Below are 26002 nucleotides of genomic sequence, written 5' to 3' on the forward strand. Positions count from 1 at the left end.
CCACGCGTCGACGGTGACCGTGTTGTGGACCCGCTCGGCGGCCACCGCCGGGCGCACCTGCACCAGCCACAGCTTCCCGGATTCGACGACGAATTCGACCTCGACGATCACCGTCAACCAGCAGAACAGTTCGTCCACCGTGGCGGCGAGTTCACCGTAGGCGCCCGGCGCGGAATCGGCGAGCACCTCGATGTTCGCCGGTGTCGCGGTGCCGCCGACCAGGGATTCCCCCGTTGCCGCGGGCAGATATTCGCCGTGCAGTCCGCGCATCCCCGTGAGGGGATCGTGGCTGAAGACGACACCGCTGCCGCTGGCGGTGGCCGCGGTCCCGTACGCCATCGCCTGCACGACCACGGACGGCCGGTCGGATTCCGAAATACCGTGTGCGGCACGGTATTCCCGTGCCCGGCGGTTGTTCCACGAGGCGGCCACCGCATCCACGGCCGCCTTCACCTGCGCCGCGGGCTCGACCGGGAATCGCGCCCCGGTGCGCTGTTCGTAGATGTCGATCAGCTCGGGATGGATCCGCTCGGGCGCTCCGGTGGGCAGTTCCGCCTCCGGCACGCCCGCGACGTGCACGCACAGCGCACGCGCACCGGAAGCCACTGCGCGCCAAGCGGATTCCTGCCCGCCGAGCCGTTCGGCCAGGGCCGGCACGTTCTCCGGTGTCAGACCGATACACAGCAGGGTGTCCATCATGCCGGGCATACTCACCGGCGCGCTCGATCGCACGGCGAAGGCCACGGTGGCGCGGTCGGCCGCCATGGTCGCGGCCGCTTCCTTCCGCAATTCCCGGACCAGTTGCGCGATCTCGTCGAGCGGGCCGCCGGTCTGCCGCAGGCGTTCACCCGGCAGGATCCGGAAAGGCGGTACCGGATAATTCATCTCGGCCAACTTGGTGAGGAAGAATCCTTTGCCGCCGAACAGGGCTCGCGAGATCTGCGGGGTCTCGAAACGCTCAATGCCCGGGTGGCTCATGACCGGCTCCCAGGGTGAGGCGCAGCAGGGGCGAGGCGGCGCCGACGAACAGGTGACGGGCCGCGCTGATTCCGGTCGCCAGATCGTTCCACAGCTCGACGCGCCGCGGTTTTCCGCTCGTGGTCCTCGGAATCGCCAAGGGCGCCATGGTGACCAGGGCCGCGGTGGCCGCGTCGAGCCCCGACCGCCGCAGTACCGACAGCGTCGTCTCGACGGCCTCGGCGGGCACCCGCTGCTGGAAGACCACCAGGCTCGAGGGTTTACCCGCCATCTCGAGATCACGCAGCACCACGGTGATCTTGTCGTGATGGACCCGAAGCCGTTCGGCGAGAGCGAGTTCGACGTCCTCGGCGGTGATGAAGGTGCCGTTCACCTTGATCGCGTTGCCCATCCGGCCCAGTACGTAGACCTCGTCCTGATAGCGGAAGCCCAGATCGCCGGTGTAATGCACCACGGGCACGGTGTCGTCCTCGTCGAGATAGCCGCTGAACAATGCCGGTGAGGCCACGGTGATCTCGCCGACCTGGCCGTCGGGCAGCACGACACGATCGGAGTCGACGACCTCGATGTGCGCACCCGGCAGGGCCCGCCCGCACGACACGATGCAGGTCGCGCCGTCGGGCACCGGCTCGGCATCGAGCAGGTCCCGCTGCCCGAGCACCTCGACCTGGGCCTGATCGGACAGGGTCCGGTGATCGATGTCCAGCGCGGTCGGCACGTCCGGCAGCGGGCAGACCGACACCGCGAGCGTGGTCTCCGCCATCCCGTATCCCGGTTTGACGGTCCGGGCGGGCAGCCCGAACGGCGCCAGCAGCTCGTAGAAGCCGCGCAGCGCGGCGAAATTGATGCGATCCGAGCCCACGATCAGCGACCGCCACTCGGAGAAGTCCATGCCGGCCAGGGCCTTGGGCCCCACCAGCCGCACGATGCGTTCGATCGCGAAATTCGGTATGGCGGAATGGTTCGCCCCGTGGCGGCCGAACAGTTCGAGCCAGGTCAGCGGGCGCCGGACGAAATGCTCCGGGCGCATCAGCCACGCGTCCTGGGAGTAGAGGATCGGTGACAGGAAGGTGCCGATCAGCCCCATGTCGTGATGCAACGGCAGCCAGGATCCGAAGGTCTGGGTGGAATGCCCTGTGCTGTCGTGGAATACCGATTTCAGCATTTCCACGTGGGCGATGGCGGCGCGTGCGCTGATCCGGACCGCTCGCGGCAGACTGCTGGAACCCGAGGTGAATTGGATGATCGCGGTCTCGTCGTCGGTGGCCGGGCACAGGGCGACCCTGTCGGCCACCGGTACCGGCTCCCCGGCATCGATGAGATGGCGGGGTCGGTCCGCTCCGGCCTCGGTCAGGCCGGCGAGCGTCTCCGGCCCGGCGACCACGGCCGCCGGGGCCAGTGCGCGCAACCGCGACAGGTGCCCGGCCCGGCCACCCTCGGGCAGCCCGATCGGGGCGACGACGGTGGGTATCGCGCCGATTGCCATGACGCCGAAGAAGTATCGGGGAAATTCGGGGCAGGTCGGCAGGACCAGCGCCACCCGGTCGCCGCGCCCGATTCCGCGTTCGCGCAGCGCGGCCGCCACATTCAGGGCCTCGGTGGCCATCGAGTCGTAGCCCAGGCTCTCCCACTCGTGTCCGGTGTAGAAGCGGACCGTGCCGTCGTTGTCGCGTTCGGTGATCCAGTCGACGAGTGATCTCACCGCGCCTCCCGGGACGCGGGGTCGTTCGGGTACCGATCGTGATAGGTGCGCTGGATCAGCGCGACCAGGTCGCCGACGGTCTCGACGCCGTAGATGTCCTCGTGGTCGATGAGTTCGATGCCGTACTCCTCCTCGACCCGGGTCAGCGCCTCCATCAGCGACAGCGAGTCGAGGTCGATGTCGTCGCGGACCGAATCGGTCAGGCGCAGGTCCAGCCGGGGCCGGCCGACCGCGATCTTGTCCTCGAGGACCGTCAGCACCGCCTCCGGATCGGCCACCGGATCGAAAGTCTGGTTATCAGTGGACAATTCGCACCTCTCCCGTATCTCCGTTCACGTACACCCGCTGTCCCGGTTTGATTTCGGTGGCCAACGGATGCGACACCACGGCCGGGATCCCGAGTTCCCGGCAGATGATCGCGATGTGTGAGTACTGACTGCCGCGGGCGGTCACCACCGCGCCGACGAACGGCAGGATCGGAATGACGTTGGCGTCGGCGCTCTCGCAGGCCAGCACCGCCCCCCGTTCGGTGGGCATGTCTCCGAGCCCGATGGCGATCCCGTCGCAGACGCCCGCCGCGGCCCCGTGCGGGGTGCGGTGCGGCTGATGGTGTGCGGGCGCGCCCGGCGACAGATCCAGATAATCCGGCATCGCCACCGCGAGGGCGTCCTCACAGGCGGTGCGGCGCCGCTCCAGCTCCGCGCGGTCCGGGAGGGCGTCGCGCAGTTCGCGCATCGCGAGGTACGGCCAGTCCGCGGCGGCCACACCCCGATGGGCGGCGATCACGGGCACGAACCGCCGGTGGGCGTGCAGCAACCGCATCGCCAGCGATTTACTGTGCTCCCGCAGGGCCATCACGTCGCCGAGGAACAGCACCGAGGCGTCGATGGCCCGGCCGCGCGCCGCGCCGGACATGCCGATCAGCGCCTCCCGCGGCGACAGATCGGACTCCTCCCGGGTGGCGGCCGGGGTGTGGTTCATGGGTGGGATCACATAGTCGGACCAAGGCAGGTCGGTGTCGGCGATCTCGTAGAACGGGTGCTGGACGAAGCGTGCGGGCCCGTCGGCGAGGGGTGCCAGCTGACCGATGCGGCCCCACGGCAATTCGGCGGGTTCCTTGAGCCAGTTGGTGATCAGGTTGCCGCCGCGTGCGAGCCGGCCGACCACGGTGCGCTGCAACACCTCCGCCGCGACCGCCCCCGATGTGCTGATGATGTGCAGATGCCAGGCCCGCTCCAGCAGTGCGTCGCCGCGGGCCGCCAGTTCGCCCAGGCGCCAGACGGCTTCGGCGGCGAGGACGGCGTCGACGTCCTGTTCGAAGTCGAACACCGCCTGTTCCAGTTCGATCACGCGCGGCCGCAGTTCGACCAGCTCGCGCAGCATCCGCGCGGTGGCGCCGTTGCGGCGCAGGCGACCCGGCCGGCGGCCGGAGCTGGGCCGGGGCGGATCGATGCCCTCGAAGTACGCGGCGGTGACGTCCTCGGGGGTCAGCAGATTCACCTGGTCGGCGATGCGGCAGTAGGCCGTGAGGTTGTGGTACGGACGGCAATTGAAGTAGCCGGTGAATACGTAGTCCGAGCCGGTCGCCCAGCGCTGCGGGCCGAGGATGTCGCGGACGAACCGCCGGGTGCCCCATTCCATCGGCCTGCCGACCAGCGACCAGGACATCGGTGACAGCCGTTGCGGTGCGATCTCCCCGAAATTCCCGGCCGAGTACACCCGCAGCTCCGGATGGGGATAGGTGTCGACACGACAGTGTGAAATGCTCATTGTGCTGCTCCCAGGGCGTCGAGGCTGCGGCTCGGCAGGCTCGAATTGCGCAGTGCCACTCCGGTTTCGGCGATGTAGTCGCTCGCCGACCCGATGTCCGGGGTCGGGAGGGTGTCGAAGATGCCCGGATCGAAATCGAACAGCGGGCGGGCGTAGTCGACGACGTCCTCCTCGAGCCCGAAGCGGCGGGTCAGCAGGCGGCGCGTCCACGCGGGTCCGGTGGCGTCGACGATCTTCGGTACCACCTGCCACGGGCGGCACAGGCGCTCGAGGACGTCGGCCAGCGTCGGCCGCTCCGGATCGAAATAGGTACAGCCACCGCGGTGTTCGTCACTGACGGTGATATCTCGCACCACTCGCGCGGCCACCTCGACGTCGGCCGCGTAGACCGGATATCGGCCGCAGTCGTGCAGCGTCACCGGTAACCCGCTGAGCAGATGCGGAAGGACCGACACCGGCCCACCGTGGCGGGGGATCAGTTCGGCGGGGGCGGGCCCGAGCAGCGTGCCCAGCCGGAGCACGGTCAACGGGACGCGGCGTTCGCGGCGCGCGATCAGCTCCCCGCGGTATTTGGCGTATTCGTACCAGTTGCGGAAGGTTTGACCACGACTGAGATCGCGATTGGTGATCGGACCGGCGGCGCGGCCGAGCGCGAGGATCGACGAGACGTACACGACGCGGCGGACCGATCCGATGGACGCGGCGAGATCGAGGACGTTTCGCGTGCCGTTGACGTGCAGGTTCACCACGCCCGTCGGATCCGAACCCATATCCACCGAACCGAATGCGCAGACCACCGCGTCGATGTCGGTCAAGGCGTCGAGGGCCTCGTCGGTCGAGCCGAATCCGGGCGAGTTCACATCGCCCGCGATGCCGGTTCCGTAGCGGGTCCGGCCGCTGCGGCTCAGTGCGACGACCTCGTGGCCGTCGGCGTCGAGCAGCCTCGAGACGGTACTTCCCAGATAGCCGGAGGCGCCGGCGACGAGTATTTTCATGCGAATCGTCCCAGCGGGAGTTCGGGAAGCGGCTCGGGGGCCACCGGCGGGGCGAGGTCGAAGGCCACGTCGATGAGGTCCTCCACCGAGTAGGTGGGCGCCCAGCCGTCGGTCAGGGCCCGCAACCGGGTGCGTTCGAAGATCCGGTCGATGGCGACGTACCGGAGCCCGAACAGTCGATTGCCCATCTCCCGATTCCAGCGGGCGTATTTCAACGCCAGGTTCTCCGCCAGCCGCAGCGCGCGGTCGGGAGTGACGAGCAGTCGCGGCGGGTCGTAGCGACCGGTGATGTCCTTGGACTGCAACACCGTCAGCAGTGCCGCCAGTGTCGGCGCGGTCTCACCGGCGACCAGGTGGACGATCGCCCCGCCGCGCCACGACGCGTAATCGGTGGCGGCGCCGTGGGCGAGCAACCGCACCAGGCCCTCACCGATCACGTCGCGCGGCAGGATGTCCACGCGGGCCTCCGGCCGCACCGGCAGGACCGGCAGCTGCCCCGACGACATCGGCGTGACGAGTTGATACAGCGAACTCCACCGCGTGGTCGATCGGGTGCGGGAGCTGCCGATCACGCCGCCGATGCGGGCGATCAGCACCGGGTGACCGTCGGCGGCGGCGCGGCGGATCAGATGCTGTTCGGCGAACCATTTGCTCAGTTCGTAGGGCGTGCGGTCCGGATGCGCGGGGTGCAGATCCTCGGCGATATTGCCGGAGGCGGTGCCTGCCACGTACGCGGTGCTCACGTACAGGTACGGAACGACACGGCCGAGTCGATCGCTCAGCTCGCGGGCCAGCGCGAGACCGTTGAGCGCACCGAGGTAGTTGATCCGGTCCAGCGCCGCCTGCCCGGCCGTCCAGTCGACGATGCCGGCGAGGTCGACCACGACGTCGGCCTCGGGCAACGCCGAACAGTCCAGGCCCCACAGGTTTTCGGCCACGTCGCCGATCACCTGGCTCTGCGGCACGGCGGCGCGGTCGAGGTCGGCCCGCGTACGGCGGCGCACGACGGCCGTCGTGCCGGCGGGGTCGGGGTTGTCGGTCAGTGCCTCGGCCAGGCCCCGCCCGACCTGTCCGGTCATACCGGCGATCAGCAGGCGCGGCGCGGTGCGGTGGCGGACGGGTGTGGTGTCGGATGTCGCGAGGGTCATGAGGAGATGCTCACCAGCCGGTCGTAGAGGTCGGGATTGCCGTGCAGGGAGTCGGTGATGATCGCCAGCATCATTTCGTCGGTTCCCGCGCCGATGCGTGCCACGCGGATGTCGTTCCAGAACTGGCCGAACGGCGTTTCCCGCGGGAGGTAGCCCGGGCCGCCGAACACCTGCATCGCTTCGCTGATCAAGCGTTCACCGGCCCGCGCCGCGCACAGTTTGACCGCGGCGATCCGGCTGATCAGCGTGCGGTCGAGCGGTCCGGCCATGAGGTCGCGGGCGAGGGTGTCGACCGCGCCCGAGAGCACCTCGACCTCGGCCGACAGCTCGGCCAGCCGGAAGGCGATGTACTGATGCTCGCGCAGCCGCTTGCCGAATTGCGTACGGCGCCCGGCATGTTCGACCGCCAGGCTGATCGCCGTCGCGCATCCGCCGGCGACCTGGGCCGCGATCGCCAGCCGCTCGAAGGACAATCCGTAGTTCAGATTGAGCACGCCCAGACCGGCCCGGCCCAGCGTCGCCTGCCGATCCACCTCGACGCCGTCGAATTCCACGGCCACGGTATCGAGCGCGTGGGTGCCCAGTTTGTCGTGCTCGCGAAGGATCCGGGCCGAGGTCATCGGCACCACGATCGTCGCGTGGCGATCGGTGGGCCGGCCGTCGGCCGCCGCGATCCGGCACAGCACGACGGCGAAATCCGCGACCGCGCCCAGGGATACGAACTTCTTGCGACCGGTGACCGACCAGCCGTGCTCGGTCGGGGTCGCCAGGCAGGTGACGGCCGAGAGGTCGCTGCCGCCGGTGGGTTCGCTGGCGGCGATGCAGCCGACCGCGGTGCCGTCCAGCGCCTGTTCACGCAGTGCCACAAGGTAATCCGAGTGGCCGAAGCGGTGGAGCAGCGAGAGCACGGTTTCGGTGTGCAGGGATACGCCGATGGCGACTCCGGCCGGCGCCCGGCTCGACAGCTCCGCGCCCAGGCGCACGCCGAAGACCACGTCGCCGGCGTCGGTGCCGGGTGCCGCGGCCGCCGACCAGCGGCTGCGCAGTACCCCGGCCTTGCCGAGGGATTCCAGCAGCTGTCGCGGAAACCGGACGAGGGTGGGGTCGGCCTGTACCGAGTCCAGGGCGTCCTGCACGATCCGGCCCAGATCGCCGGCCGTGGGTAGTGCTGTTTCGAGGGTCATTGATATCCGTTCCCTCCGGATCGAATGCCGAATTTTTCCCACACCTCGAGGCCGCGGCTGCGCAGCCTTTCCGGTATCGGCGGATGGGGAGTCGAATTCACACATGAACAGTGCGAAGTCAGCGTGACACATTTCCCTCGAAACCGTCAACAATTGGATCCGTTGACTTTTGCGAGAGTGCTGTGCCAATCTTGTCCGAGCGCCACCGTCGTGCGCAACGAGTCGGCTTCGTCGCCGCCGCCCCTCCCGTAGATCGTCTCGAAACTGCCTGTCCAACAGCGATTTTGGATGAACTATCCGAGGCTTGCGACCGCCTGACAATATCTTGCTATAGGGGAGAAATGCACAATGACGGATAATCGAGTCAGCCTCGCTGCGCAATGGTCGGAGATATTCACCGCCGATGGTTCGGCACCGCCCGAGAAACTCTCGGTGCAGTCCTGGCTGCGTTACAGCCTCATTATTCGACGCGTTGAATTTCTACCGTTGACGGTGACGGTTCCTTTGGTGCCGGCTCTTCTCATGGCTCGGACGATGCGCGAATTGCTGTCACTCGACATGCTGCTAGCGACCATCGTCGTGGTGGTCTCCATTCAGATCGGCAATATGGCCAACTGCCTCGCCGACCGCCGGATGGACGCGATCTACAAGACCAGGCTGTCCCGTGCCGTCTACGGCCTGGGCGTCGGCCGGGTGATCCGCCAGATCGTGGTCGCCATGCTGATCGTGGGAGTCGCGGAGGGCTGGCTGGCCTACCGCACCGGGCATCTGGACCTGCTGCTCATCGGCGGTCTGTGGGCGGTGCTGGGCATGGGCTACTCGCTGCCGCCGCTGCACCTCAACGGCCGCGGCATCTGGCAGCTGCCGGTACTGCACGCCGTGTACTTCGTCCTGCCGGGGTTGTTCGTGCTGCGCGCGTTCGAGGGGCCGCTGTCGTGGGCGGCGATCGCCGCGATCTGCGGCTTCAGCCTCACCAATATCGGCATCATCGTCATCAGCCACGCCGAGGACTTCCCCGAGGACGAACTGTATTCGGTGATGACCTACGTCCGGACGCTCGGACTGACCCGCGCGCTCGGGCTCGGGGTGGCGATGCTGTCGCTCGGAGCGATCGTCGTCACCGCGTCGATCGTGGTGCTGGCCGGCCCGGTCTGGGGGTTGGTGCCGTATCTGGCGGCCTGCCTGTTCGCGGTGCGGTTCATGGCCCGGACCGCACGGGCGGTGCGCGGGAAGCCGGTCGACGAGGGAGTGGCCGTGCTGCGCGCCTGCTCGAAACTCGCTCCGCTGCACACCCTTCTGGTCGGGTGGACGACAGTCGTCGTCGCCGCCTTCGCCTTCGCGGCCCGCTAGGCGCCGCTCTCATCGAATTACGAGTTAGGAGATCGGCGAATGGCGATCCTGTACAAACCCGCGGTGGCCTTCCCGGACGAGGTGGTCACCCTCGAACAGACCTTGGACGTCGCGCGCCGGCTGCACGCGGGCCACGCGGACCTGGAGCTGGCGCTGCGGTTGATCCGCAACACCGGCGTCGAGACCCGCAACATCGTGCAGCCCCTGGATCGTGCGTTGCGGCACCCCGGTTTCGAGGAACGCAATCAACTGCACGAGGTGGAGGCGAAACGCTACGTGCCGGTGGTCGTCGAAGAGGCGCTGGCCAACGCCGGCAAGGCCGCGGCGGATATCGACGCCATCATCTACGTCTCGTGCACCGGCTTCATGATGCCGTCGCTGACCGCGTGGATGATCAACGAACTCGGCTTCCGATACTCCACGGCACAGCTTCCGATCGCTCAACTCGGTTGTGCCGCAGGCGGTGCCGCCATCGCCCGCGCACTGGACTACTGCCGGGCCCACCCCGGCGCGAACGTCCTCGTGGTGTCGTGCGAATTCTGCTCGCTGTGCTACCAGCCCAGTGACGTCTCCGTCGGCACCCTGCTGTCCAACGGCCTGTTCGGCGATGCGGTCGCGGCCGTGGTGGTCTCCGATGCCGCCGCCGCGGGCAGAGCCGGAATCGAATTGCGGCGCAACGCGTCCTACCTGATTCCCGGCACCATCGACTGGATCTCCTACGCGGTGCGGGCGACCGGCTTCCACTTCCAGCTGGACAAGCGGGTCCCGGGAACGATGGAACCGCTGGCGCCGGTGCTGCGCGCGGTCTCCGAACAGGAGGGCTGGGATGCCGGGGTCCTCGACTTCTACATCATCCATGCCGGTGGGCCGCGCATCCTCGACGACCTGTCGAAATTCCTCGATGTGGCGCCGAACCAGTTCCGCTACAGCCGCGAGACGCTGACCCGGCACGGCAATATCGCCAGCGCCGTGGTGCTCGACGCGACCCGGCGACTCTTCGAAGACACCGACAATCCGAAGATCGGACGCGGCATCATCGCCGGGTTCGGTCCGGGAATCACCGCCGAGATCTCACTGGGAGAGTGGTACAGCTGATGTCGATTCACGGACTCTACGTAGCGCCGGGCGAGGGCAAACGACTCGTCAGCGCCGCACACGAAGTGGTTTTCAAGGTCACCGGCGAGCACTCCACCGCCGCGTCCAGTTTCGAGGTGCTGGTCCCACCGGGCTTCGACGTCGGGGCGCATCTGCATCACCATTCCGAGGAGCTGTTCTACCTCGTCGAGGGCGAGCTGGAATTTCTTGCCTTCGAACCGGTTTCGTGGGAAGGGCATTGGTCGCAGTGGCGCTCCGAGGCGGGCCGCACCGTCATCACCGCCGGGCCCGGCAGCGTGGTGTTCGTGCCGCCCGGATGCCCGCACGCGTTCCGCAACGCCTCCGACGCGCCGGCGAAGATGTTCTTCCAGGCCTCGCCGCCGCCGGACCACGAACACTATTTCGAAGGACTCATCGAGATCTTCCGCACCGGCGCCGCGGTGGATCCGGCCGCCGTGGCGGCACTGCGCCGGAAATACGACATCGAGCAGATCAGCGAGTTGCGCTACCAGCCGCCAGGTGAGTGAGCCGCAGCGATGACGAGCGTGCTCGGACTCGCCGGCTCGCTGCGGCGGCAGTCCTACAACCGGATGTTCCTCGAGGCGGTACCGCACCTGCTGCCGTTCGAATGCGGCTACCACGTATTCGACGGGCTCGGCGAGGTGCCGCTGTACAACGAGGACATCGATACCGCGGCGCCGCCGCCGGGCGTACGGGCGTTGCGCGCCGCGGTGGCCGCGTCCGACGGGGTGATCGTCGCCTCCCCGGAATACAACCAGTCCGTTCCGGGTGTGCTGAAGAACGCCCTCGACTGGCTGTCGCGCCCGCACGGCGGCGGCGCCCTGCGCGGGAAGGTGATCGTGCCCGTGGTGGTGACGCTCTCGCGCAGCAACGGCGCGCGCGGGCTGGCCGACCTGAACCGGGTGCTGTCGTATCTGGGCAACACCGTGCTGTACCAACCGGAAATCGTGCTGGCCTCGGCGCCGAGCCTGCTGCGACCCGGTGCCGACGGGTCGGTGGCCCTCACGGATCCCGCCGTGCGAGCGCTGGTCGCGCTGGCACTCGAACAGTTCGGCAACGCCCTCAGCGCGGGGACCGCGCGCGCCGGCGCCGACTTCGTCGCGGCCCACCGGGCCGTCGTCGAACGGGCGCGCTTCGCCCCGATGGTGCGCGAGGCGCTGAGCCGGGGCGCGCCGCCCGGCGTGGTCGCGGAGCGGCTGCACAACGCCGGCATCTCCGCACGCGAGGCGCAGGAGTGGATCAGCGCCGAAATGGCAAGCGGCCCGGTCCTTTCGAGCAACGGACATCGAAGTGGAGAATCATGATCGACATCGGAACCGACAGTGGTCTCGACTTTCTCGACGACCGGGTGCGCGGTGTCGTCGAGCGACTGGAAGTGGCGGCCCACGCCGACGGCGACGTGATCGGCGCGGTGTCGGTGCGCTTGCGCGAACTCGGCGCGACACCGGATGCCGAGACCCTGCGGGCGATGACCGCCACTGGTGAGGCGGCCATGTTGCCGGTCGCCCGTTCGGTGGGCCGCCTGCTGTTTCAGCTGGCGGTGGGCTCCGGTGCCGCTACGATCGTCGAATACGGCACCTCGCACGGCATGTCGACGCTGTATCTGGCCGCCGCCGCACAACGCACGGGCGCGCAGGTGATCGGCACCGAACTGAGTGCGCACAAGGCCGCGGTCGCCACCGCCAACCTCGCCGAGGCGGGTGTGGGCGATCGGGTGCGCGTGCTGGTCGGCGATGCGCTCGAGACGTTGCCGACCGTGTCCGGCCCCGTCGGACTGCTGCTGCTCGACGGGTGGCTGCCCCTGCATCTGCCCGTATTTCGAGCGATGGAGCCGAAATTGACGCTGGGATCGATCATCGTCTCGGACAATGTCTCCAGACATGCCGACCTGCTCGACGACTTCCACCGCTACATAGCGGAACGCTCGCAGACCTATCTACGGACAACCCTGCCCCTCGACGACGGAATCGATGTGATCGTGCGGGTGCGGTAGCGCCCGGCCACCGGAGAGGAACGATGAAGAAGACCTCCGTACTCGAGCGCGTCGCGCGGGTCGCCGCGTTCCACCCGAAGGTGATCCTCGGCGTCGCGCTGCTGGTGGTGCTGATCGCGGCGGCGGCCGGCAGTTCGGTCGTCGACCGGCTCGAGGCCGGTGGCTTCGCACCGCCGGACGCGGAGTCGACGCGGGTGAGCGAACTGGTGGACGCCGAATTCGGCGGCGTGGCACCGAATCTCGTCCTGACCGTCGGCGCCGACGGCGGCGTGGAGAGCCCACCGGCCCGGCAGGCGGGCGTGGACGTGACCGCGTGGTTGCAGCGACGGTCCGACATCACGGCGGTGCAGTCGTATTGGACCGCGCCGCCGGATCTGCGTGCGGCACTGCGCAGTTCGGACGGCCGGACCGCCCTGGTCGTGGCCCGCATCGCCGGTGACGACACGGCCCAGCAGAAGGCCGCCGACGAGATCGCCCGCGCGCTGCCGGCACCGGCGGGGGTGACGATTCACCTCGGCGGCTTCGCGGCGACCCTGCGCGACCTGAGCGCCGTCAGCGTGCGAGACCTGGCCTCGGCCGAGGCCGTCGCCATCCCGATATCGGCGATCGTGTTGATCCTGGTCTTCGGGAGTCTGATCGCGGCGTTGCTGCCGGTGGTCATCGGGCTGGTGTCGATCGTCACCACCCTGGCCGTGCTCCGGCTGCTGACCGAGTTCACCGATGTGTCGGTGTTCGCGCTGAATACGACCACGGCGTTGAGTCTGGCACTCGCCATCGACTACAGCCTGTTCGTCGTCTCGCGTTACCGGGAGGAACTCGACCGCGGGGCGGACCGGGAGGAGGCGGTGATCCGCGCGGTCTGCACCGCCGGTCGCGCGGTGCTGTATTCCGCTCTGGTGGTGATTCTTTCGCTGTCGGCGCTGCTGGTTTTCCCGATGTTCTTCCTGCGCTCGTTCGCCTACAGCGGACTGGTCGTGGTCGCGGTGGCCGCGCTCGCGTCGGTGCTCGTCCTGCCGGCGTGCCTGGTGCTGCTCGGCGACCGGGTGAACGCCCTCGACCTCCGCACGCCGCTGCGGCGTCTGCTCCGGCTGCCGCCGCGGCGGACGGTGCCGCTGGAGGACGGTGTCTGGTACCGCATGGTCACCGGCGTGATGCGCCGCGCACTGCCCGTCGCGGTGATCGTCACCGCGCTACTGCTGCTGCTGGGCGCGCCGTTTCTCGCGATCAAGTTCGGCACTCCCGATGATCGGGCGATTCGCGCCGGGGTGGCCGACAGCAGGACGGTCGGCGACATCCTGCGTTCGGAGTTCGCGCGCAATCCCACCGATTCGGTCACCGTCGTCCTGCCCGGCCATCACGGCGACCCCGGCCCCTACGCCGCCGAACTGTCGCGGGTGCCCGACGTCTCGGCGGTTGTCTCCGGCTCCGGTACCTACGTCGGCGGAGCCCGGATGGCGTCGGCGCCGCCGGGGATGAGCGGCACCGCCGGAGAGGTGCTCCTCGTCGGCACGGACCTGGACCCGTATTCGGTGGCCGGCGCCCGGCAGCTCGACCGGCTGCGCGCGATCGCGGCCCCGGCGCCACCGCTGTTCGGGGGCGCCGCGGCCGAGAACCGGGACGCGCTCGATTCGATCGGTGCGCGCCTGCCCGTCGCCGCGGTGTGGATCGTGGTCGCGATGTTCTCGGTGCTGTTCCTGTTCACCGGAAGCGTGGTGCTCCCGGTGAAGGCGCTGCTGATGAACGTGCTGTCGCTCACCGCCGCGTTCGGGGCGATGGTGTGGATATTCCAGGACGGGCATCTGGCCGGCGTGCTCGGTTTCACGCCGACCGGCTATCTGGTGGCCAACGTCCCGATCATGATGTTCTGCCTGGCATTCGGCATGTCGATGGACTACGAGATCTTCCTGCTCTCGCGGATCCGTGAGGAGTGGCTGCGATGCGGCGACAACACCCGGTCGGTGGCGCTCGGCGTGGCCCGGACCGGTCGTATCGTCACCGCCGCGGCCGCGCTGATGGCGATAGTCCTGGGCGCGCTCGTCTTCTCCCGCCTGGCGTTCATCCAGTTGCTGGGGCTGGGGCTGGCGCTCACCGTGCTCGTCGACGCCACCGTGGTTCGCTGTCTGCTCGTTCCGTCGCTGATGCGCCTGACGGGGCGCTGGAACTGGTGGGCGCCGCGGCCGCTGCGCTGGGTGCACGCCAGGGTCGGGTTGCGCGACGCGGAACCCGTTTCGGGATAGGTCGCGCCCCGCGTCGCAGCACCGCGATCAGCCTCGGTCGTCCGCGGCGGGGACGGCGCAACCGTCCGGACCACAGGCGTCACCGTCGCCGAGGACCTGCAGCGCGGGAGCGTGATCGGCCCACGCGCGCTCCAAGGCCTGGCTGAACACCTCGGGCGGCTGGGCGCCGGAGACGCCGTAGGTGCGGTCGAAGACGAAGAAGGGCACACCCCGCGCGCCGAGCTGCGCGGCGGTGTTCTCGTCGGCGCGCACGGCGTCGGCGTAGGCCTGCGGATCGTCGAGGGTGGCGCGCACCTCGACCGGATCCAGGCCCGCTCGCGCCGCCAGCTCGATCAACCGTTCCCGATCCCCGAACACCGGCCGCTCGTCGGCGAAATTGCCCTCGTACAGCGCGTCGAGCACGTCTTCCTGCCGTCCCCGATCCAGTGCGAAGTGCAGCAGCCGATGCATATCGAAGCTGTTGCCGAAGTCGCGTCCCTCGGTGCGATACGGCAGGCCCACGGCCTGCGCTTGGGCGGCGATGCCGCGTTCGTTGGCGGCGGCCTGGGCCTCGCTGATGCCGTACTTCTCGGCGATATGGGCGACCACCGGACCGCTGTGCCCGGCCGGCAGCGTCGGGTCCAGCTCGAAGGACCGGTGCACGACCCGCACCTGATCGCGGTGCTCGAAGCCGGCCAGCGCCTGCTCGAAGCGCCGCTTGCCCAGATAGCAGAACGGGCAGTTGATATCGGTCCAGATCTCGACCTGCACGGCCATGGTCACCTCATTCGCGTCTTCGAAAAGTCCTGACATGTCAACCGAGCGCCTGCCCAGCCTGTTCCCCGCGATGTGACTGGCATCACATCGGGTGGTGTCACGAATGCGGCGGCCGACTTGTCCCATCACCGAATCGCACAGTCGACCCGCCGCGAAAGGACAAGACCATGAGCGAGACCCAGCGCAGCAACCACGGGACACCGCGTGAGCCGGACGCCGGACGGCCGCACGACATCGTCGTTCTCGGCGCCGGTTACACCGGAATGCTGGCGGCCATCCGGCTCGCGCGCCGCACCCGTAAGCAGCCGGTGCGCATCACCCTCGTCAATCCGTCGGAGCGGTTCACCGAGCGGCTGCGCATGCATCAGGTCGCGGCCGGCACCGAGCTCGCCGACCACCGCATTCCGGAACTGCTGGCCGGCACCGGCGTGACCTTCCGTCGCGCCGCCGCCACCGCGATCGACCCGGCCGCGCACCGCGTGATCTGCGACGACGGTGCCGAACTCGGCTACGACACCCTGGTCTACGCCCTCGGTAGCCGAGCCGACACCACCACCGTGCCGGGTGCGGCCGAGCATGCCCGGACCCTCGACGATCCGCGCGCGGCACATCGGATGTCGCAGCGCCTCGCCGAACTCGAGGCGAGCGGGGGAGCGGTCGCGGTCTGCGGTGGCGGTCTCACCGGCGTCGAAGCCGCCACCGAAATCGCCGAATCCCATCCCGGCCTCACCGTCACCCTGATCAGCACCGGAGAACCCGCCGCCATGCTGGGGGAGCGCCCGCGGGCCTATGTCGAGCGCGCCATGGATCGCCTGAACATCGTGCGCCGCAGCGGAACTCGCGTGACCAAGGTGCTGCCGGACGCGGTGCGCCTCGACAGCGGCGTGATGGTGCCCGCCGGGCTCACGCTGTGGACCGCCGGAGTCCGCGTGCCCGCCCTGGCCGCCGAGGCCGGCATCACCACGGACGCGGCGGGGGCCATCGTCACCGACGCGACGTTGCGGTCGGTGTCGCATCCCGATATCTACGCGATCGGCGACGCCGCCGCGATCACCCAGCCGTGGGGCCGCATGCACGGCACCTGCCAGAGCGGGATGCCGACCGCGGCCTACGCCGCCGACACCATCGCGCGGCGCCTGCGCGGAAAGCCGGTGCGGCCGTTCCGATTCGGCTACTTCCATCAGCCCGTCAGCCTCGGCCGCCGGGATGCCGTCATCGGATTCACCCACGCCGACGACAGCCCTCGGCGCGGATATCTGACCGGCCGCGCCGCGGTGCGGTACAAGGAATTCGTCAGCGGCAGCCCCGTCCCGACGTTCCGGCTGAGCCGGCGCGCGAATGTCTCGGTCACGCTGTCACGCGGTGGACGCGCGACGCGCGCGGCCGGCCGCGTCGCGGCCTGAGGCGCGATATTGCGGGTGCTCGACCGAGCGGGAGAGGATGAGCGCATGGACGGTGACGCCGAGGACGCCGGTGCGGCGACCGCCCGGCCCGCGGACCCGCCGGCGGACCCCGGCGATGCGTTCGACACGCATCGCCGGCTGCTGTTCGCCACCGCGTATCAACTGCTCGGCAGTGTGGCCGACGCCGAGGACGTGCTGCAGGACGCCTGGTTGAAATGGCACGAGGCCGACCGGGACCGGGTCCGCCACCCCAAGGCGTATCTGGTGCGGACGGTGACGAACCTGTCGTTGAACCGGCTGACCAGCGCCCGCGCGGTGCGCGAAACCTACGTCGGCCCGTGGCTGCCCGAACCGCTGCTCAGCGAACCCGATGCCACCGAGCGCGTCGAGATCGTCGACACGGTGTCCACGGCCATGCTGGTCGTGCTGGAGACGCTGGGCCCGGTCGAGCGTGCGGTGTTCGTGCTGCGCGACGTTTTCGGCTTCTCACCCGCCGAGATCGCCGGCTTCCTCGATCGGCCCGAGCCGACCGTCCGGCAGATCTCGCATCGCGCCCGCAATCACGTGCAGGCGCGCCGGCCCCGCTACGACACCGATCCCGTTGCGCGGCAGGAGATCACCGAGCAGTTCCTGGCGGCCGCCAACGGGGGCGACGTCAACGCGCTGATGCAACTGCTCGCTCCCGACGTCACCCTCTGGAACGACGGCGGCGGCAAGGTCACCGCGGCGCGGCGCCCGCTGCACGGCCCCGACCACGTCGCCCGCTGGCTGCTCGGTGTGCTGGCCAAACCCGTCCTGACCGGTATCCGGATGCGGGCCGCGGTGCTGAACGGCGAACTCAGCGTGGTCGGCGAGATCGGCGGATTCCCGGTCGGCGCACTCACCTTCGACATTCTCGACGGCCGCGTGCAGAATCTGCGCTTCCAGGTGAATCCCGACAAACTCGCCGGCCTGCGCCCGCCGCAGGAGATCCGACACCTCTGATTCGACCGAAATGTCCTGTGCGGCTACGGGATGCGCTATTTTTGTCATCCGCCGGGACAGTTCCGGCGTAGATCAGAATGGTAGGAGTTTCACAAGTGCACAGCGTAGCGAGCCGCACCCGTCGATCCGGCGCCAGGATTCCCGCCCGTCGAACCACCCTGACCGGCTGGCTGCTCGCCGCCGGTGTCGGCTTCGCCGTCGTCTTCGCCCCCGCCGCCACCACTACCGCGACCGCCGCCCCGGCCTTCGTCTCCTGCCCCGCAGGCGATTACGAGAACGTCGACCACGCCTGCGTCCCGCGTCCCGGCTCGGATCCCGACGGCGCGACCGCGCAGTGCGGCGACGGCACCTACAGCTACAGCCGCCACCGCAGCGGCACCTGCTCCCATCACGGCGGTGTCGAGCGCTGGCTCTGACCGAGCCGGACGGTCCACGGCGGGCGTGGCGCCGGTCACCACGGGTGCTCGAGTAAGAATGAGAACCCGTGTCTGCCGAGGAACTCGCCGTGGAACCGCTGGCCGCCGCCCGTCGCCTGCTGGGCGCGACGATGCGGTCCGGCCCGGTCGCCGTGCGCATCGTGGAGGTCGAGGCGTACGGCGGTGACCCGGCCGGACCCTGGCACGACCCGGCGGCCCACTCCGGCCGCGGCCGCACCCCGCGCAATGCCGTCATGTTCGGCCCGCCCGGCATGCTCTACGTCTACTTCAGTTACGGCATGCACACCTGCGTGAACGTCACCAGCGGCCCCGACGGAGTCGCCAGTGCCGTGCTGCTGCGGGCCGGTGAGGTGATCGAGGGCCACGAAGTCGTCCGCTCCCGGCGTCGCGCGGCCCGCACCGAAGCCGATCTGGCGCGCGGACCCGGGAACTTCGGCAGTGCCCTCGGAATCACCCTCTCCGACTACGGCACCGCGCTGTTCGACCCGGCGGCGCCGATCCGAGTGGAGTTGGGGCCCGAGATCACCGACTCCGCCGCGATCGGGGTGGGCCCCCGGGTCGGCGTGAGCCTGGCCGCCGACCGCCCGTGGCGACTGTGGTTGCGCGACTCTCCGGCGGTCTCGGCTTACCGCCGCAGTCCACGCGCCCCCGAGGTGGGGCGGTCGGCCTGAGCGCTCAACTCGTCACATCGGCCGGGACCTGTGCGCGCTGCGCCGCCGCGACCGTCGCCGCCAGCTCGGCCGCCGCGACGGTATCGGCGACGCCGAGCGCCCAGTGAGTGTCGCCGCCGATGCGGAACTCGCCGTAGACCACGAATTCCGCGGCCGCGCCGGCGGGCAACCGGTGGTGGGCCGACTGCAGCGACTCGATCGAGATGCCGTGGACGGCAACCAGTTTCGTGAGCTCGTTCGCGGCATCGGCGGCCGCCGAGGTCGTCTCGACGTCGGTGCCGTCCTCCGGCGCGGTGAACACGACGTCGCCGGATTCGTTGTACCGCCACCGAATCCGGCCCGCGGCACAGTCGATACCGTCGCCGGTCGGACCGTAGACCTGCTGCAGCAGATCCCACAACCACCGCGCACTCACCTCGGCGCCGGTGTCGTCGGTATGGCGCTGCACGTGCCGGGCGAAGTCGATCTGCAGCCGTCGCGGCAGCTCCACTCCGTAGCCGGTCTGCAGCAGGTAGGCGATACCGCCCTTGCCGGACTGTGAATTCACCCGGATCACCGCCTCGTAACTGCGTCCGACATCCGCCGGATCGATCGGCAGATACGGCACCTGCCACTCGATCTCGGATTCCGGCACCCCCGCCAGCTCGGCCCGCCGGCGATGGTCGGCGAACCCCTTCTTGATCGCGTCCTGGTGCGTCCCGGAGAACGCGGTGTACACCAGATCGCCGACGTAGGGGTGCCGCTCCGGAATGGGCATTCGCGTGCAGTACTCGACGGTCCGGCGAATCCCGTCGATATCGGAGAAGTCGATCATCGGATCCACGCCTTGGGCATGCAGATTCAAGGCGAGTGTCGCGATGTCGACGTTGCCGGTGCGCTCACCGTTGCCGAAGACGCAGCCCTCCACGCGCTGGGCTCCGGCCAGCATCGCCAGTTCCGCACAGGCGATGCCGGTGCCGCGGTCGTTGTGCGGATGGACCGACAGGATCACTCCGTCGCGGCGGCTCAGATTGCGGTCCATGTATTCGATCTGGTCGGCGTAGACATTGGGCGTGGCGACTTCTACCGTCGCCGGCAGATTCAGCACGACCGGGCGCTGGGGGCAGGCGTCCCACAGGTCCGTCATCGCATCGCACACCTCCAGCACGAAATCCGGTTCGGTCAGCATGAAAACCTCGGGGGAGAACTGGAATCGCAGATTCGGCCGGTCGCCGGCCAGTCGCGCGATCTCGCGTCCACCCGCGACGATCATCTCCGCCACGTCGGCCCGGGAGCGGCCCAGCACGACCTCGCGCCACAGCGGCGCGGTCGCGGTGTACATGTGGATCACCACGTCGTTGGTGATCCCCTCCACCGATTCCAGGGTTCGCGCGATGAGATCGGCACGCGCCGGGGTGAATACGACCAGGGTGACGTCGGCGGGCGCCGGCTCGGCGTCGCGGATCAGGCGGACGAAGTCGAAATCGGTCTGCGAGGCGCTCGGGTAGCCGACCTCGATCTCCTTGTAGCCGATCGCGACCAGCATCTCGAAGAACCGGCGCTTGCGCTCCGGGTCCATCGGTTCGGCCAGGGCCTGATTGCCGTCGCGCAGGTCGACCGGCACCCACAGCGGGGCGGATTCGAGGCGTTTCGAGGGCCAGCTGCGCTCGGTCTGTGGCACCGAAACCCGGTGGTACACATCGTGATAGCGATGCGAGGGCATGACGGAGGGGCGCTGGCGATTCCAGCGGGAAGTGTGGTCGGGCACGGTATCGGCTTTCTGCGTCGGAGATGTCGACCGGCGCAGCCCAGCAACCCGCGGGCAGGGTGCCGGTCGTTCAGACCCCGCCGCGGCGGCCGAGCAGAAGCAGTCCCTGTCCCATATCGGCTACCATAGCGAGTAACAACTCCTCAGACAAGTAGAGAGGTGAGGGTCGATGGCGACCGTGCAGAGGCAACCGCTCGCGGCCCAGGCCGCCCAGCTCCTGCTCGACCGGATCCGCGCGGGTGAATGGCAACTCGGGCACAAACTGCCGGGCGAGACGACCCTCGCGGCCCAGCTGGGCGTCGGACGTTCCACGCTGCGCGAGGCGATCCGGGAACTGTCCGGTCAGGGCGTGCTCGAAAGCCGCCAGGGGGCAGGCGTTTTCGTCACCGCGCTGGAGGTGGCCGAGGACTGGGACGAGGTGTTGCGCCGGGCCGACATCGCCGCCGTCATCGAGGCACGCATCGCCATCGAGGCCGAGGCCGCGGCTCTGGCGGCGCAGCGGCGCACCCCTGCCGACCTGCGAATCATGCGTAAGGCGCTGTCGGTGCGCGCCGGATCCGACGAGTCGGTGGAACATCTTGTCGACGCCGATACCGCCTTTCACCGCACCGTGATCGCGGCGGCGCACAATGAGGTGCTGTTGCAGTTGTTCGACGCCTTCGTCCCGCGCGTGCACCGCGCGATGACCGAGATGCTGCGGATGCGGCCGATGGCCGATCCGGGCGCGGACCATCACGCCCACGAGGTGTTGTTCGACGCGATCCGCGATCGGTCGGCCGACACGGCGGCCACGGCGAGCCGGGTGCATCTGAGCGCCTTGAAATCCGCGTTCTCCTGACCGATGAATTCATCCGGGGTGCCCCGTCTTCTGTGGTGAGCGCGCTCGAACAGATATCGAGCATCCGGAAGGACACCGAATCATGACCGCCATCACCGCCTCCGCCCCGTCCGTCACCACCCCCCGTCCCGGCACGATCCGCAACCGCGTGCTGTGGACCCTGCAGATCGTGCTGGGCCTGTTCTTCGTCATCGCCTCGGGACTGCCGAAGATGGTCGGCCAATCCGATGCCGTCCGCATCTTCCACGACATCGGCTGGGGCGACTGGTTCCGCTATTTCACCGGCCTGGTGGAGATTTCGGGCGGAATCGGGCTGTTGGTGCCGCGCCTGTCCTGGCTCGCCGCCGCCGGACTGTCGATCACCATGGTCTGCGCCGCCGCCACCCAGGCCTTCGTTTTGGACGCTCCGGCGGGCGCGATCTTCCCGCTGGTCCTGGTGGCCGTCTTCGCCTGGATCGCCTACGAACGCCGTCCCGCACACTGAAGTCGCGACCGCCGATGGGCCCGCGCCGGGAAGAACCGGAGCGGGCCCATCGACATGTGGGTCGAAATGCCGCGCCCGTGGATCTGTGCCGGTGCGCCCCCGGGTGGTCTCATCGCCCCGGCTCGTCGGCGCCCTCGCCGACGAGGGCGGTCTGCGTCGCAGCGACTTCGGCCAGCGTTGCGGGCGACCGGTTCGGCCAGTGGCAGCGGATCGTAGTGCGGCGGTTTGTCTTCACCGGCCTGCCGGCGACCGCCGACGCGGGCAGCATCATCGCGAGGCGCCCCGGGAATCGACCACAGCTGTGGTCCCCGAGCGGCGCTCCGATATTGCCGCGCAACAACTTTCGGCCATAGCTTAGGTCAGCCGCCCGCACCGGCGTCGCGTTCCGCTTCTGCCGCCACGGGGTCGGTGCGCCGATGCATACCCGGGCTCACCCCGTAACGCCGTTTGAACGCGGCACTCAGACTGAACGCCGTCCCGTAACCGACCTGCCGCGCGATCGATTCGATGGTCGCATCGGTGCCGCGCAGCAGGTCCGCCGCCCGCGCCAGCCGCCATTCGGTGAGGTAGGCGATCGGCGGGTCCCCCACGAGTTCGGTGAATCGCCGGGCCAGCGCCGCCCGGGACGCGCCGACGGTCGCCGCCAGTTCGGCGACCGTCCAATCGTGGGCGGGGTTGTGCTCGAGCAGCCGCAACGCCTGTCCCACCACGGGATCGGCGTAGGCGCTGTACCACTGCGGCGCCTCGGCTCGCGCGAACCAGGTGCGCAGTGCCGCGATGGTCAGCAGATCCAGCAGCCGGTCGAGAACCGACGCCTGCCCGGGAACATCGCGGCCGGACTCGTCGACCAACAGTCCGAGCAGACGTTCGTCCACCTCGTGACCGTCGAGTACGGCCCGCGGCGGCAGGGCGCGCAACAGACGGTCGCTCACCGTGCCGGCCACCTCGTAGGTCCCGGTCAGCAGCGCGGTCGTTCCGGCCGCATTCGTCCCCCAGCTGCGCACCCCGAGATCCCATGTCTCACACAGCAATTCACCGTCCGGAGTGGTCGTGGTCTGCCCGGGGTGCACGATCGCCTGCGGCGGGGTCGAGGGCTCGTCGGCCACCGTGTACGGGTCGGGACCGCGCAGAATCGCGACCGCGCCCTCGTCGAGCCGGATCGGATCGTCGCCGTCGGGCACGAGATAGGCATATCCGCGGGTCACCACCACCACCGTGAGCGGCGCCCGGTCCTGGATCCGCAGCGACCACGGCGGGTCGAGCAGCGAGCGCATCACGAACGCGCCGCGAGCGCGCGGGCCGTCGAGCAGGTCGGCGAGGGCATCCATCCCACGACGATCGCGCATGGCGGCGAGCGCGGCAACCGGGTTCCCAGCACCGGTGGGGCGGCGGCACCCCGGGAAATCGCGCACGATCACCGGCACGGCCGATCACCCGCGCGGCGCATCGGACGGTTCGCCGCCCGCTACCGGCCAACCGCCCTCGGCCGCCGTCCGCCGGGCATAGTCGGCGAACGATCGCGGCGCCCGTCCCAGCGCGCGCTCGACCCCGTCGATGACGGCCGTATTGCGACCGTCCAGAACGGTGCCGAACAGATAGGTCAGCGAGTCGACGACCTCGCGCGGCAAGCCCATCTCCGACATCGCGGCGGCGTACTCGTCCAGGCCCACCGGCTGATACCTGATCTCGCGACCGGTGGCGGCGGCGATCGTGGCCACGGCCTCGGCGAAGGTCAGCGCCCGCGGCCCGGTCAGCTCGTATATCTCACCGGCATGCCCGTCCTCGGTGAGTGCGGCGACGGCGACATCGGCGATGTCCTCGGCGTCCACGAACGGCTCGGCGACCGCGTCGGCCGGCAGTGTCACCTGTCCCGCCGCGATCTCCTCGGCCAGAAAATCCTCGCTGAAATTCTGGGCGAACCAGCTGCACCGCACGACGGTCGTGGCCAGGCCGCTGTGCAGAGCGATCTCCTCACAGCGCTGCGCTTCGGGCTCGCCCCGGCCGGACAGCAGAACCAGCCGCCGCACCCCGGCCCGCCGCGCCGCCTCGGTCAGTGCGCTGACCGCCTTGTCGGCGCCCGGCGCGGCGAGATCCGGCTGGTACACGACGTAGACGGATCGGGCGCCGCGCAGGGCCGCGTCCCAAGTCATCCGGTCGGCCCAGTCGAAGGGGATCGCCGTCGAGCGGGAGGCCGGCCGTACCTCGATCCCGCGCTCGGCCAGGCGCGCCACGACCCGCCGGCCGGTCTTCCCGGTGCCACCCAAGACGACGACAGGGCCCGCATCGGTACGGTCGACGCCGCGAGAGGCGGTCGTTGCCGTGGCCCGGTGATCGGATTCGGCGGTTTCGGAAACCGTTGCGGTGCTGTTGGTTTCGCTCTGGATGATGGTGTTTTCGGTCATGCGTCAAGTACATCCGGAGCGGCGCCGACCGGCCATGGTCCGGACGCTCGCACACATACGCGCGCGTCCACGCCGGGCTCGCGGGGCGTTCCTCTCGAGGATCGCCGTGCGCCGGCGGGGTCGCCGCTCGCCCGCCGGCGAACAGCACGCTCATCCGGACATGGCCGACCCAGCGCAGCCGATCGCGCCCGGTGCGGAAAGATGGGAGGGCGTGAGCGCCGACATCATCGACGAACTGACCTGGCGTGGGCTGATCGCACAGTCCACGGATCTGGACGCCCTGCGGGCCGATACGGCGAAGGGCCCGATCACGCTGTATGCGGGTTTCGACCCCACGGCGGCGAGTCTGCACGCGGGTCACCTCGTTCCCCTGCTCACGCTCAAGCGGTTCCAGCAGGCCGGACATCGCCCGATCGTCCTGGCCGGCGGCGCCACCGGCCTGATCGGTGACCCTCGCGACGTGGGGGAGCGGGTGATGAACTCGACCGACACCGTCGCCGAGTGGGCCGACCGGATCCGTGGCCAGCTGCAACGCTTCGTCGACTTCGACGAATCGCCGACCGGCGCGATCATCGCCAACAATATGGACTGGACCGGCAATCTCAGCGCCGTCGACTTCCTCCGCGATATCGGCAAGCACTTCTCGGTGAACGTGATGCTGGCGCGCGAGACGGTCAAGCGCCGCCTCGACAGCGACGGCATCTCCTACACCGAATTCAGCTACATGCTGTTGCAGGCCAACGACTTCGTGCAGTTGCGCCGCGCCCACGGCTGCCGGCTGCAGGTCGGCGGCTCCGATCAGTGGGGCAACATCATCGCCGGCGTCGAACTCAACCGCCGCCTCGACGGCGAACAGGTCCACGCCCTCACCACCCCGCTGGTCACCTCCGCCGACGGTAAGAAATTCGGCAAGTCGACCGGCGGCGGCAGCCTCTGGCTCGACCCCGAGATGACCAGCCCGTACGCCTGGTACCAGTACTTCGTGAACACCGGCGACGCCGACGTGATCCGCTACCTGCGCTGGTTCACCTTCCTCGACCGCGAAGAACTGGCCGAACTCGAGACCGCGACCGCCGAGCGTCCGCACGCCCGGGAGGCGCAGCGCCGCCTCGCCGCCGAGATGACCACGCTCGTGCACGGCGAGGCACACACCCGCGCGGTGCAGCTGGCCAGCCAGGCGCTGTTCGGCCGCGGCGATCTGCACGACCTGGACGAAGCGACGCTGGGTTCCGCGCTGGCCGAAGCCGCCGGTGAGGGCACCGTGGCGGAGGCCGGTCCCGAATCGACGATCGTGGATCTGCTGGTCGCCTCCGGATTGTCCGACAGTCGCGGTGCGGCTCGCCGGGCGGTCGCCGACGGTGGCGCCTCGGTGAACAACGCCCGCATCTCCGATCCGGAATGGGTGCCCGCCGATACCGACTACCTGCACGGACGCTGGCTGGTGCTGCGGCGCGGCAAGAAGAACTTCGCGGGCGCGCGCCGAGCCGGAAGCTGATCTGGCCATGACCTGAGTCACATCCGTGTGATTCAGGTCGGGCACCCGCCGGTTCGAGGCTCGGTGACCTGCGCAAATGCGAGCCGACGTGGCGATTTGACGTTCCGTTCTCCGCCACGTAACTTATTCCAGGTCAGAGCGACACGGACACCGACCCGGAGCCGAGAGGCCCGGGACAACGAGGTCGGACGAGGAGCGCCTGACGGCCAGTAGGACCCAGAGATCGTGAGTTGACTTCGCGAGCTTCGGTGGTTAGGCTGGAAAAGTTGCCTCTCAAGAAGGTCGGTTAACCGGCCGGACTGTTTGTGCGCC

The 26002-nt window shown here is 69.3% G+C and carries 24 protein-coding genes; 13 read left to right on the top strand and 11 right to left on the bottom strand.

Features of this window, described 5'->3' with window-relative positions:
- From RJ03_RS29270 to RJ03_RS29300, 7 genes are all read right to left on the bottom strand, one after another.
- Nucleotides 1–978 (bottom strand): PEP/pyruvate-binding domain-containing protein (locus tag RJ03_RS29270; protein ID WP_036508625.1); only part of this gene is annotated, 978 nt, incomplete at its 3' end.
- Entirely contained in the window at nt 959–2680 is a 1722-nt protein-coding gene (locus tag RJ03_RS29275; RefSeq protein WP_036508627.1) for an AMP-binding protein, read from the bottom strand. The genes RJ03_RS29275 and RJ03_RS29270, both read right to left, overlap by 20 nt.
- Nucleotides 2677–2988: an acyl carrier protein gene (locus tag RJ03_RS35280; RefSeq protein ID WP_157163521.1), complete on the bottom strand. Its 312-nt coding sequence runs from the start codon at nt 2986–2988 to the stop codon at nt 2677–2679. The genes RJ03_RS29275 and RJ03_RS35280 overlap by 4 nt, the downstream gene beginning before the upstream one ends.
- Nucleotides 2978–4450, bottom strand: coding sequence for a PEP-utilizing enzyme (locus RJ03_RS29285; protein WP_036508629.1), 1473 nt, complete (start codon nt 4448–4450; stop codon nt 2978–2980). Before RJ03_RS29285 ends, RJ03_RS35280 begins: the two co-directional genes overlap by 11 nt.
- Nucleotides 4447–5445 carry an NAD-dependent epimerase/dehydratase family protein gene (locus tag RJ03_RS35285; protein WP_051025391.1) on the bottom strand — a complete coding sequence of 333 codons (999 nt, stop codon included), beginning with the start codon at nt 5443–5445 and terminating at the stop codon, nt 4447–4449. The genes RJ03_RS29285 and RJ03_RS35285 overlap by 4 nt, the downstream gene beginning before the upstream one ends.
- On the bottom strand, nt 5442–6593 hold the full coding sequence (locus tag RJ03_RS29295) for an SDR family oxidoreductase (protein WP_036508631.1): 1152 nt from the start codon (nt 6591–6593) through the stop codon (nt 5442–5444). The genes RJ03_RS35285 and RJ03_RS29295 overlap by 4 nt, the downstream gene beginning before the upstream one ends.
- Nucleotides 6590–7777 (bottom strand): acyl-CoA dehydrogenase family protein, encoded by a 1188-nt coding sequence (locus RJ03_RS29300; RefSeq protein ID WP_051025392.1) that lies wholly within the window; start codon nt 7775–7777, stop codon nt 6590–6592. The genes RJ03_RS29295 and RJ03_RS29300 overlap by 4 nt, the downstream gene beginning before the upstream one ends.
- Nucleotides 7778–8284: 507 nt before the next feature.
- Between RJ03_RS29300 and RJ03_RS35290 the strand changes: the two genes are divergently transcribed.
- Genes RJ03_RS35290 through RJ03_RS29330 form a run of 6 tightly spaced genes read left to right on the top strand, consistent with a single transcriptional unit; the run spans nt 8285 to nt 14473 of the window.
- Nucleotides 8285–9127: a UbiA family prenyltransferase gene (locus tag RJ03_RS35290; protein ID WP_157163522.1), complete on the top strand. Its 843-nt coding sequence runs from the start codon at nt 8285–8287 to the stop codon at nt 9125–9127.
- A gap of 39 nt (nt 9128–9166) precedes the next feature.
- Nucleotides 9167–10222: a type III polyketide synthase gene (locus RJ03_RS29310; RefSeq protein WP_036508633.1), complete on the top strand. Its 1056-nt coding sequence runs from the start codon at nt 9167–9169 to the stop codon at nt 10220–10222.
- The gene (locus tag RJ03_RS29315) at nt 10222–10749 is read left to right on the top strand and encodes a cupin domain-containing protein (RefSeq protein WP_036508663.1); all 528 of its coding nucleotides are present in this window, start codon (nt 10222–10224) and stop codon (nt 10747–10749) included. Before RJ03_RS29310 ends, RJ03_RS29315 begins: the two co-directional genes overlap by 1 nt.
- 9 nt (nt 10750–10758) lie before the next feature.
- Nucleotides 10759–11547, top strand: coding sequence for an NAD(P)H-dependent oxidoreductase (locus RJ03_RS35295; protein WP_051025394.1), 789 nt, complete (start codon nt 10759–10761; stop codon nt 11545–11547).
- Nucleotides 11544–12236, top strand: a complete 693-nt coding sequence (locus RJ03_RS29325) for an O-methyltransferase (protein ID WP_051025395.1) — start codon at nt 11544–11546, stop codon at nt 12234–12236. Before RJ03_RS35295 ends, RJ03_RS29325 begins: the two co-directional genes overlap by 4 nt.
- A 23-nt stretch (nt 12237–12259) precedes the next feature.
- A complete protein-coding gene (locus RJ03_RS29330) occupies nt 12260–14473 on the top strand; it encodes an MMPL family transporter (RefSeq protein ID WP_036508636.1) in 2214 nt (737 codons plus the stop codon).
- A 27-nt stretch (nt 14474–14500) separates the two neighbouring features.
- Here RJ03_RS29330 and RJ03_RS29335 read toward each other — a convergent pair whose 3' ends face one another.
- On the bottom strand, nt 14501–15229 hold the full coding sequence (locus tag RJ03_RS29335; RefSeq protein WP_218001024.1) for a DsbA family oxidoreductase: 729 nt from the start codon (nt 15227–15229) through the stop codon (nt 14501–14503).
- 167 nt (nt 15230–15396) lie between these two features.
- Between RJ03_RS29335 and RJ03_RS29340 the strand changes: the two genes are divergently transcribed.
- The 4 genes from RJ03_RS29340 (at nt 15397) to RJ03_RS29355 (ending at nt 18724) form a co-directional block, all read left to right on the top strand.
- Nucleotides 15397–16632, top strand: a complete 1236-nt coding sequence (locus RJ03_RS29340) for an NAD(P)/FAD-dependent oxidoreductase (RefSeq protein ID WP_036508638.1) — start codon at nt 15397–15399, stop codon at nt 16630–16632.
- Nucleotides 16633–16677: 45 nt separating this feature from the next.
- Nucleotides 16678–17616: an RNA polymerase sigma factor SigJ gene (gene sigJ / locus RJ03_RS29345; protein WP_051025396.1), complete on the top strand. Its 939-nt coding sequence runs from the start codon at nt 16678–16680 to the stop codon at nt 17614–17616.
- Between the two features lie 95 nt (nt 17617–17711).
- Complete coding sequence (locus tag RJ03_RS29350) at nt 17712–18032, top strand: DUF3761 domain-containing protein (protein WP_245552418.1); 321 nt, start codon at nt 17712–17714, stop codon at nt 18030–18032.
- Nucleotides 18033–18100: 68 nt separating this feature from the next.
- Nucleotides 18101–18724: a DNA-3-methyladenine glycosylase gene (locus RJ03_RS29355; protein ID WP_036508640.1), complete on the top strand. Its 624-nt coding sequence runs from the start codon at nt 18101–18103 to the stop codon at nt 18722–18724.
- A gap of 4 nt (nt 18725–18728) precedes the next feature.
- On the opposite strand, the gene RJ03_RS29360 is transcribed toward RJ03_RS29355, so the two are convergent.
- Complete coding sequence (locus RJ03_RS29360; RefSeq protein ID WP_051025397.1) at nt 18729–20426, bottom strand: 2-isopropylmalate synthase; 1698 nt, start codon at nt 20424–20426, stop codon at nt 18729–18731.
- 214 nt (nt 20427–20640) lie between these two features.
- Here RJ03_RS29360 and RJ03_RS29365 point away from each other — a divergent pair, with 214 nt between their 5' ends.
- On the top strand, nt 20641–21309 hold the full coding sequence (locus tag RJ03_RS29365) for a FadR/GntR family transcriptional regulator (RefSeq protein ID WP_036508643.1): 669 nt from the start codon (nt 20641–20643) through the stop codon (nt 21307–21309).
- 82 nt (nt 21310–21391) lie between these two features.
- Entirely contained in the window at nt 21392–21793 is a 402-nt protein-coding gene (locus RJ03_RS29370) for a DoxX family protein (RefSeq protein ID WP_036508645.1), read from the top strand.
- Nucleotides 21794–22152: 359 nt separating this feature from the next.
- Here RJ03_RS29370 and RJ03_RS29380 read toward each other — a convergent pair whose 3' ends face one another.
- Both RJ03_RS29380 and RJ03_RS29385 read right to left on the bottom strand, forming a co-directional pair.
- On the bottom strand, nt 22153–23121 hold the full coding sequence (locus tag RJ03_RS29380) for an AraC family transcriptional regulator (RefSeq protein ID WP_036508649.1): 969 nt from the start codon (nt 23119–23121) through the stop codon (nt 22153–22155).
- A 102-nt stretch (nt 23122–23223) separates the two neighbouring features.
- Nucleotides 23224–24195 (bottom strand): NAD(P)H-binding protein, encoded by a 972-nt coding sequence (locus RJ03_RS29385; RefSeq protein WP_083871408.1) that lies wholly within the window; start codon nt 24193–24195, stop codon nt 23224–23226.
- Nucleotides 24196–24406: 211 nt separating this feature from the next.
- Here RJ03_RS29385 and tyrS point away from each other — a divergent pair, with 211 nt between their 5' ends.
- Entirely contained in the window at nt 24407–25690 is a 1284-nt protein-coding gene (gene tyrS, locus RJ03_RS29390) for a tyrosine--tRNA ligase (RefSeq protein ID WP_036508683.1), read from the top strand.
- Nucleotides 25691–26002 lie beyond the last annotated feature (312 nt).

The organism is Nocardia aobensis NBRC 100429, from assembly GCF_000308375.1.
Lineage (GTDB): Bacteria > Actinomycetota > Actinomycetes > Mycobacteriales > Mycobacteriaceae > Nocardia > Nocardia aobensis.

Coding starts and splice junctions, on each gene's coding strand:
- RJ03_RS29285 (WP_036508629.1), bottom strand. CDS start 4,450: ATGAGCATTTCACACTGTCGTGTCGACACCTATCCCCATCCGGAGCTG.
- RJ03_RS35285 (WP_051025391.1), bottom strand. CDS start 5,445: ATGAAAATACTCGTCGCCGGCGCCTCCGGCTATCTGGGAAGTACCGTC.
- RJ03_RS29295 (WP_036508631.1), bottom strand. CDS start 6,593: ATGACCCTCGCGACATCCGACACCACACCCGTCCGCCACCGCACCGCG.
- RJ03_RS29300 (WP_051025392.1), bottom strand. CDS start 7,777: ATGACCCTCGAAACAGCACTACCCACGGCCGGCGATCTGGGCCGGATC.
- RJ03_RS29310 (WP_036508633.1), top strand. CDS start 9,167: ATGGCGATCCTGTACAAACCCGCGGTGGCCTTCCCGGACGAGGTGGTC.
- RJ03_RS29315 (WP_036508663.1), top strand. CDS start 10,222: ATGTCGATTCACGGACTCTACGTAGCGCCGGGCGAGGGCAAACGACTC.
- RJ03_RS35295 (WP_051025394.1), top strand. CDS start 10,759: ATGACGAGCGTGCTCGGACTCGCCGGCTCGCTGCGGCGGCAGTCCTAC.
- RJ03_RS29325 (WP_051025395.1), top strand. CDS start 11,544: ATGATCGACATCGGAACCGACAGTGGTCTCGACTTTCTCGACGACCGG.
- RJ03_RS29330 (WP_036508636.1), top strand. CDS start 12,260: ATGAAGAAGACCTCCGTACTCGAGCGCGTCGCGCGGGTCGCCGCGTTC.
- RJ03_RS29335 (WP_218001024.1), bottom strand. CDS start 15,229: ATGGCCGTGCAGGTCGAGATCTGGACCGATATCAACTGCCCGTTCTGC.
- RJ03_RS29340 (WP_036508638.1), top strand. CDS start 15,397: ATGAGCGAGACCCAGCGCAGCAACCACGGGACACCGCGTGAGCCGGAC.
- sigJ (WP_051025396.1), top strand. CDS start 16,678: ATGGACGGTGACGCCGAGGACGCCGGTGCGGCGACCGCCCGGCCCGCG.
- RJ03_RS29360 (WP_051025397.1), bottom strand. CDS start 20,426: ATGCCCTCGCATCGCTATCACGATGTGTACCACCGGGTTTCGGTGCCA.
- RJ03_RS29365 (WP_036508643.1), top strand. CDS start 20,641: ATGGCGACCGTGCAGAGGCAACCGCTCGCGGCCCAGGCCGCCCAGCTC.
- RJ03_RS29370 (WP_036508645.1), top strand. CDS start 21,392: ATGACCGCCATCACCGCCTCCGCCCCGTCCGTCACCACCCCCCGTCCC.
- RJ03_RS29380 (WP_036508649.1), bottom strand. CDS start 23,121: ATGGATGCCCTCGCCGACCTGCTCGACGGCCCGCGCGCTCGCGGCGCG.
- RJ03_RS29385 (WP_083871408.1), bottom strand. CDS start 24,195: ATGACCGAAAACACCATCATCCAGAGCGAAACCAACAGCACCGCAACG.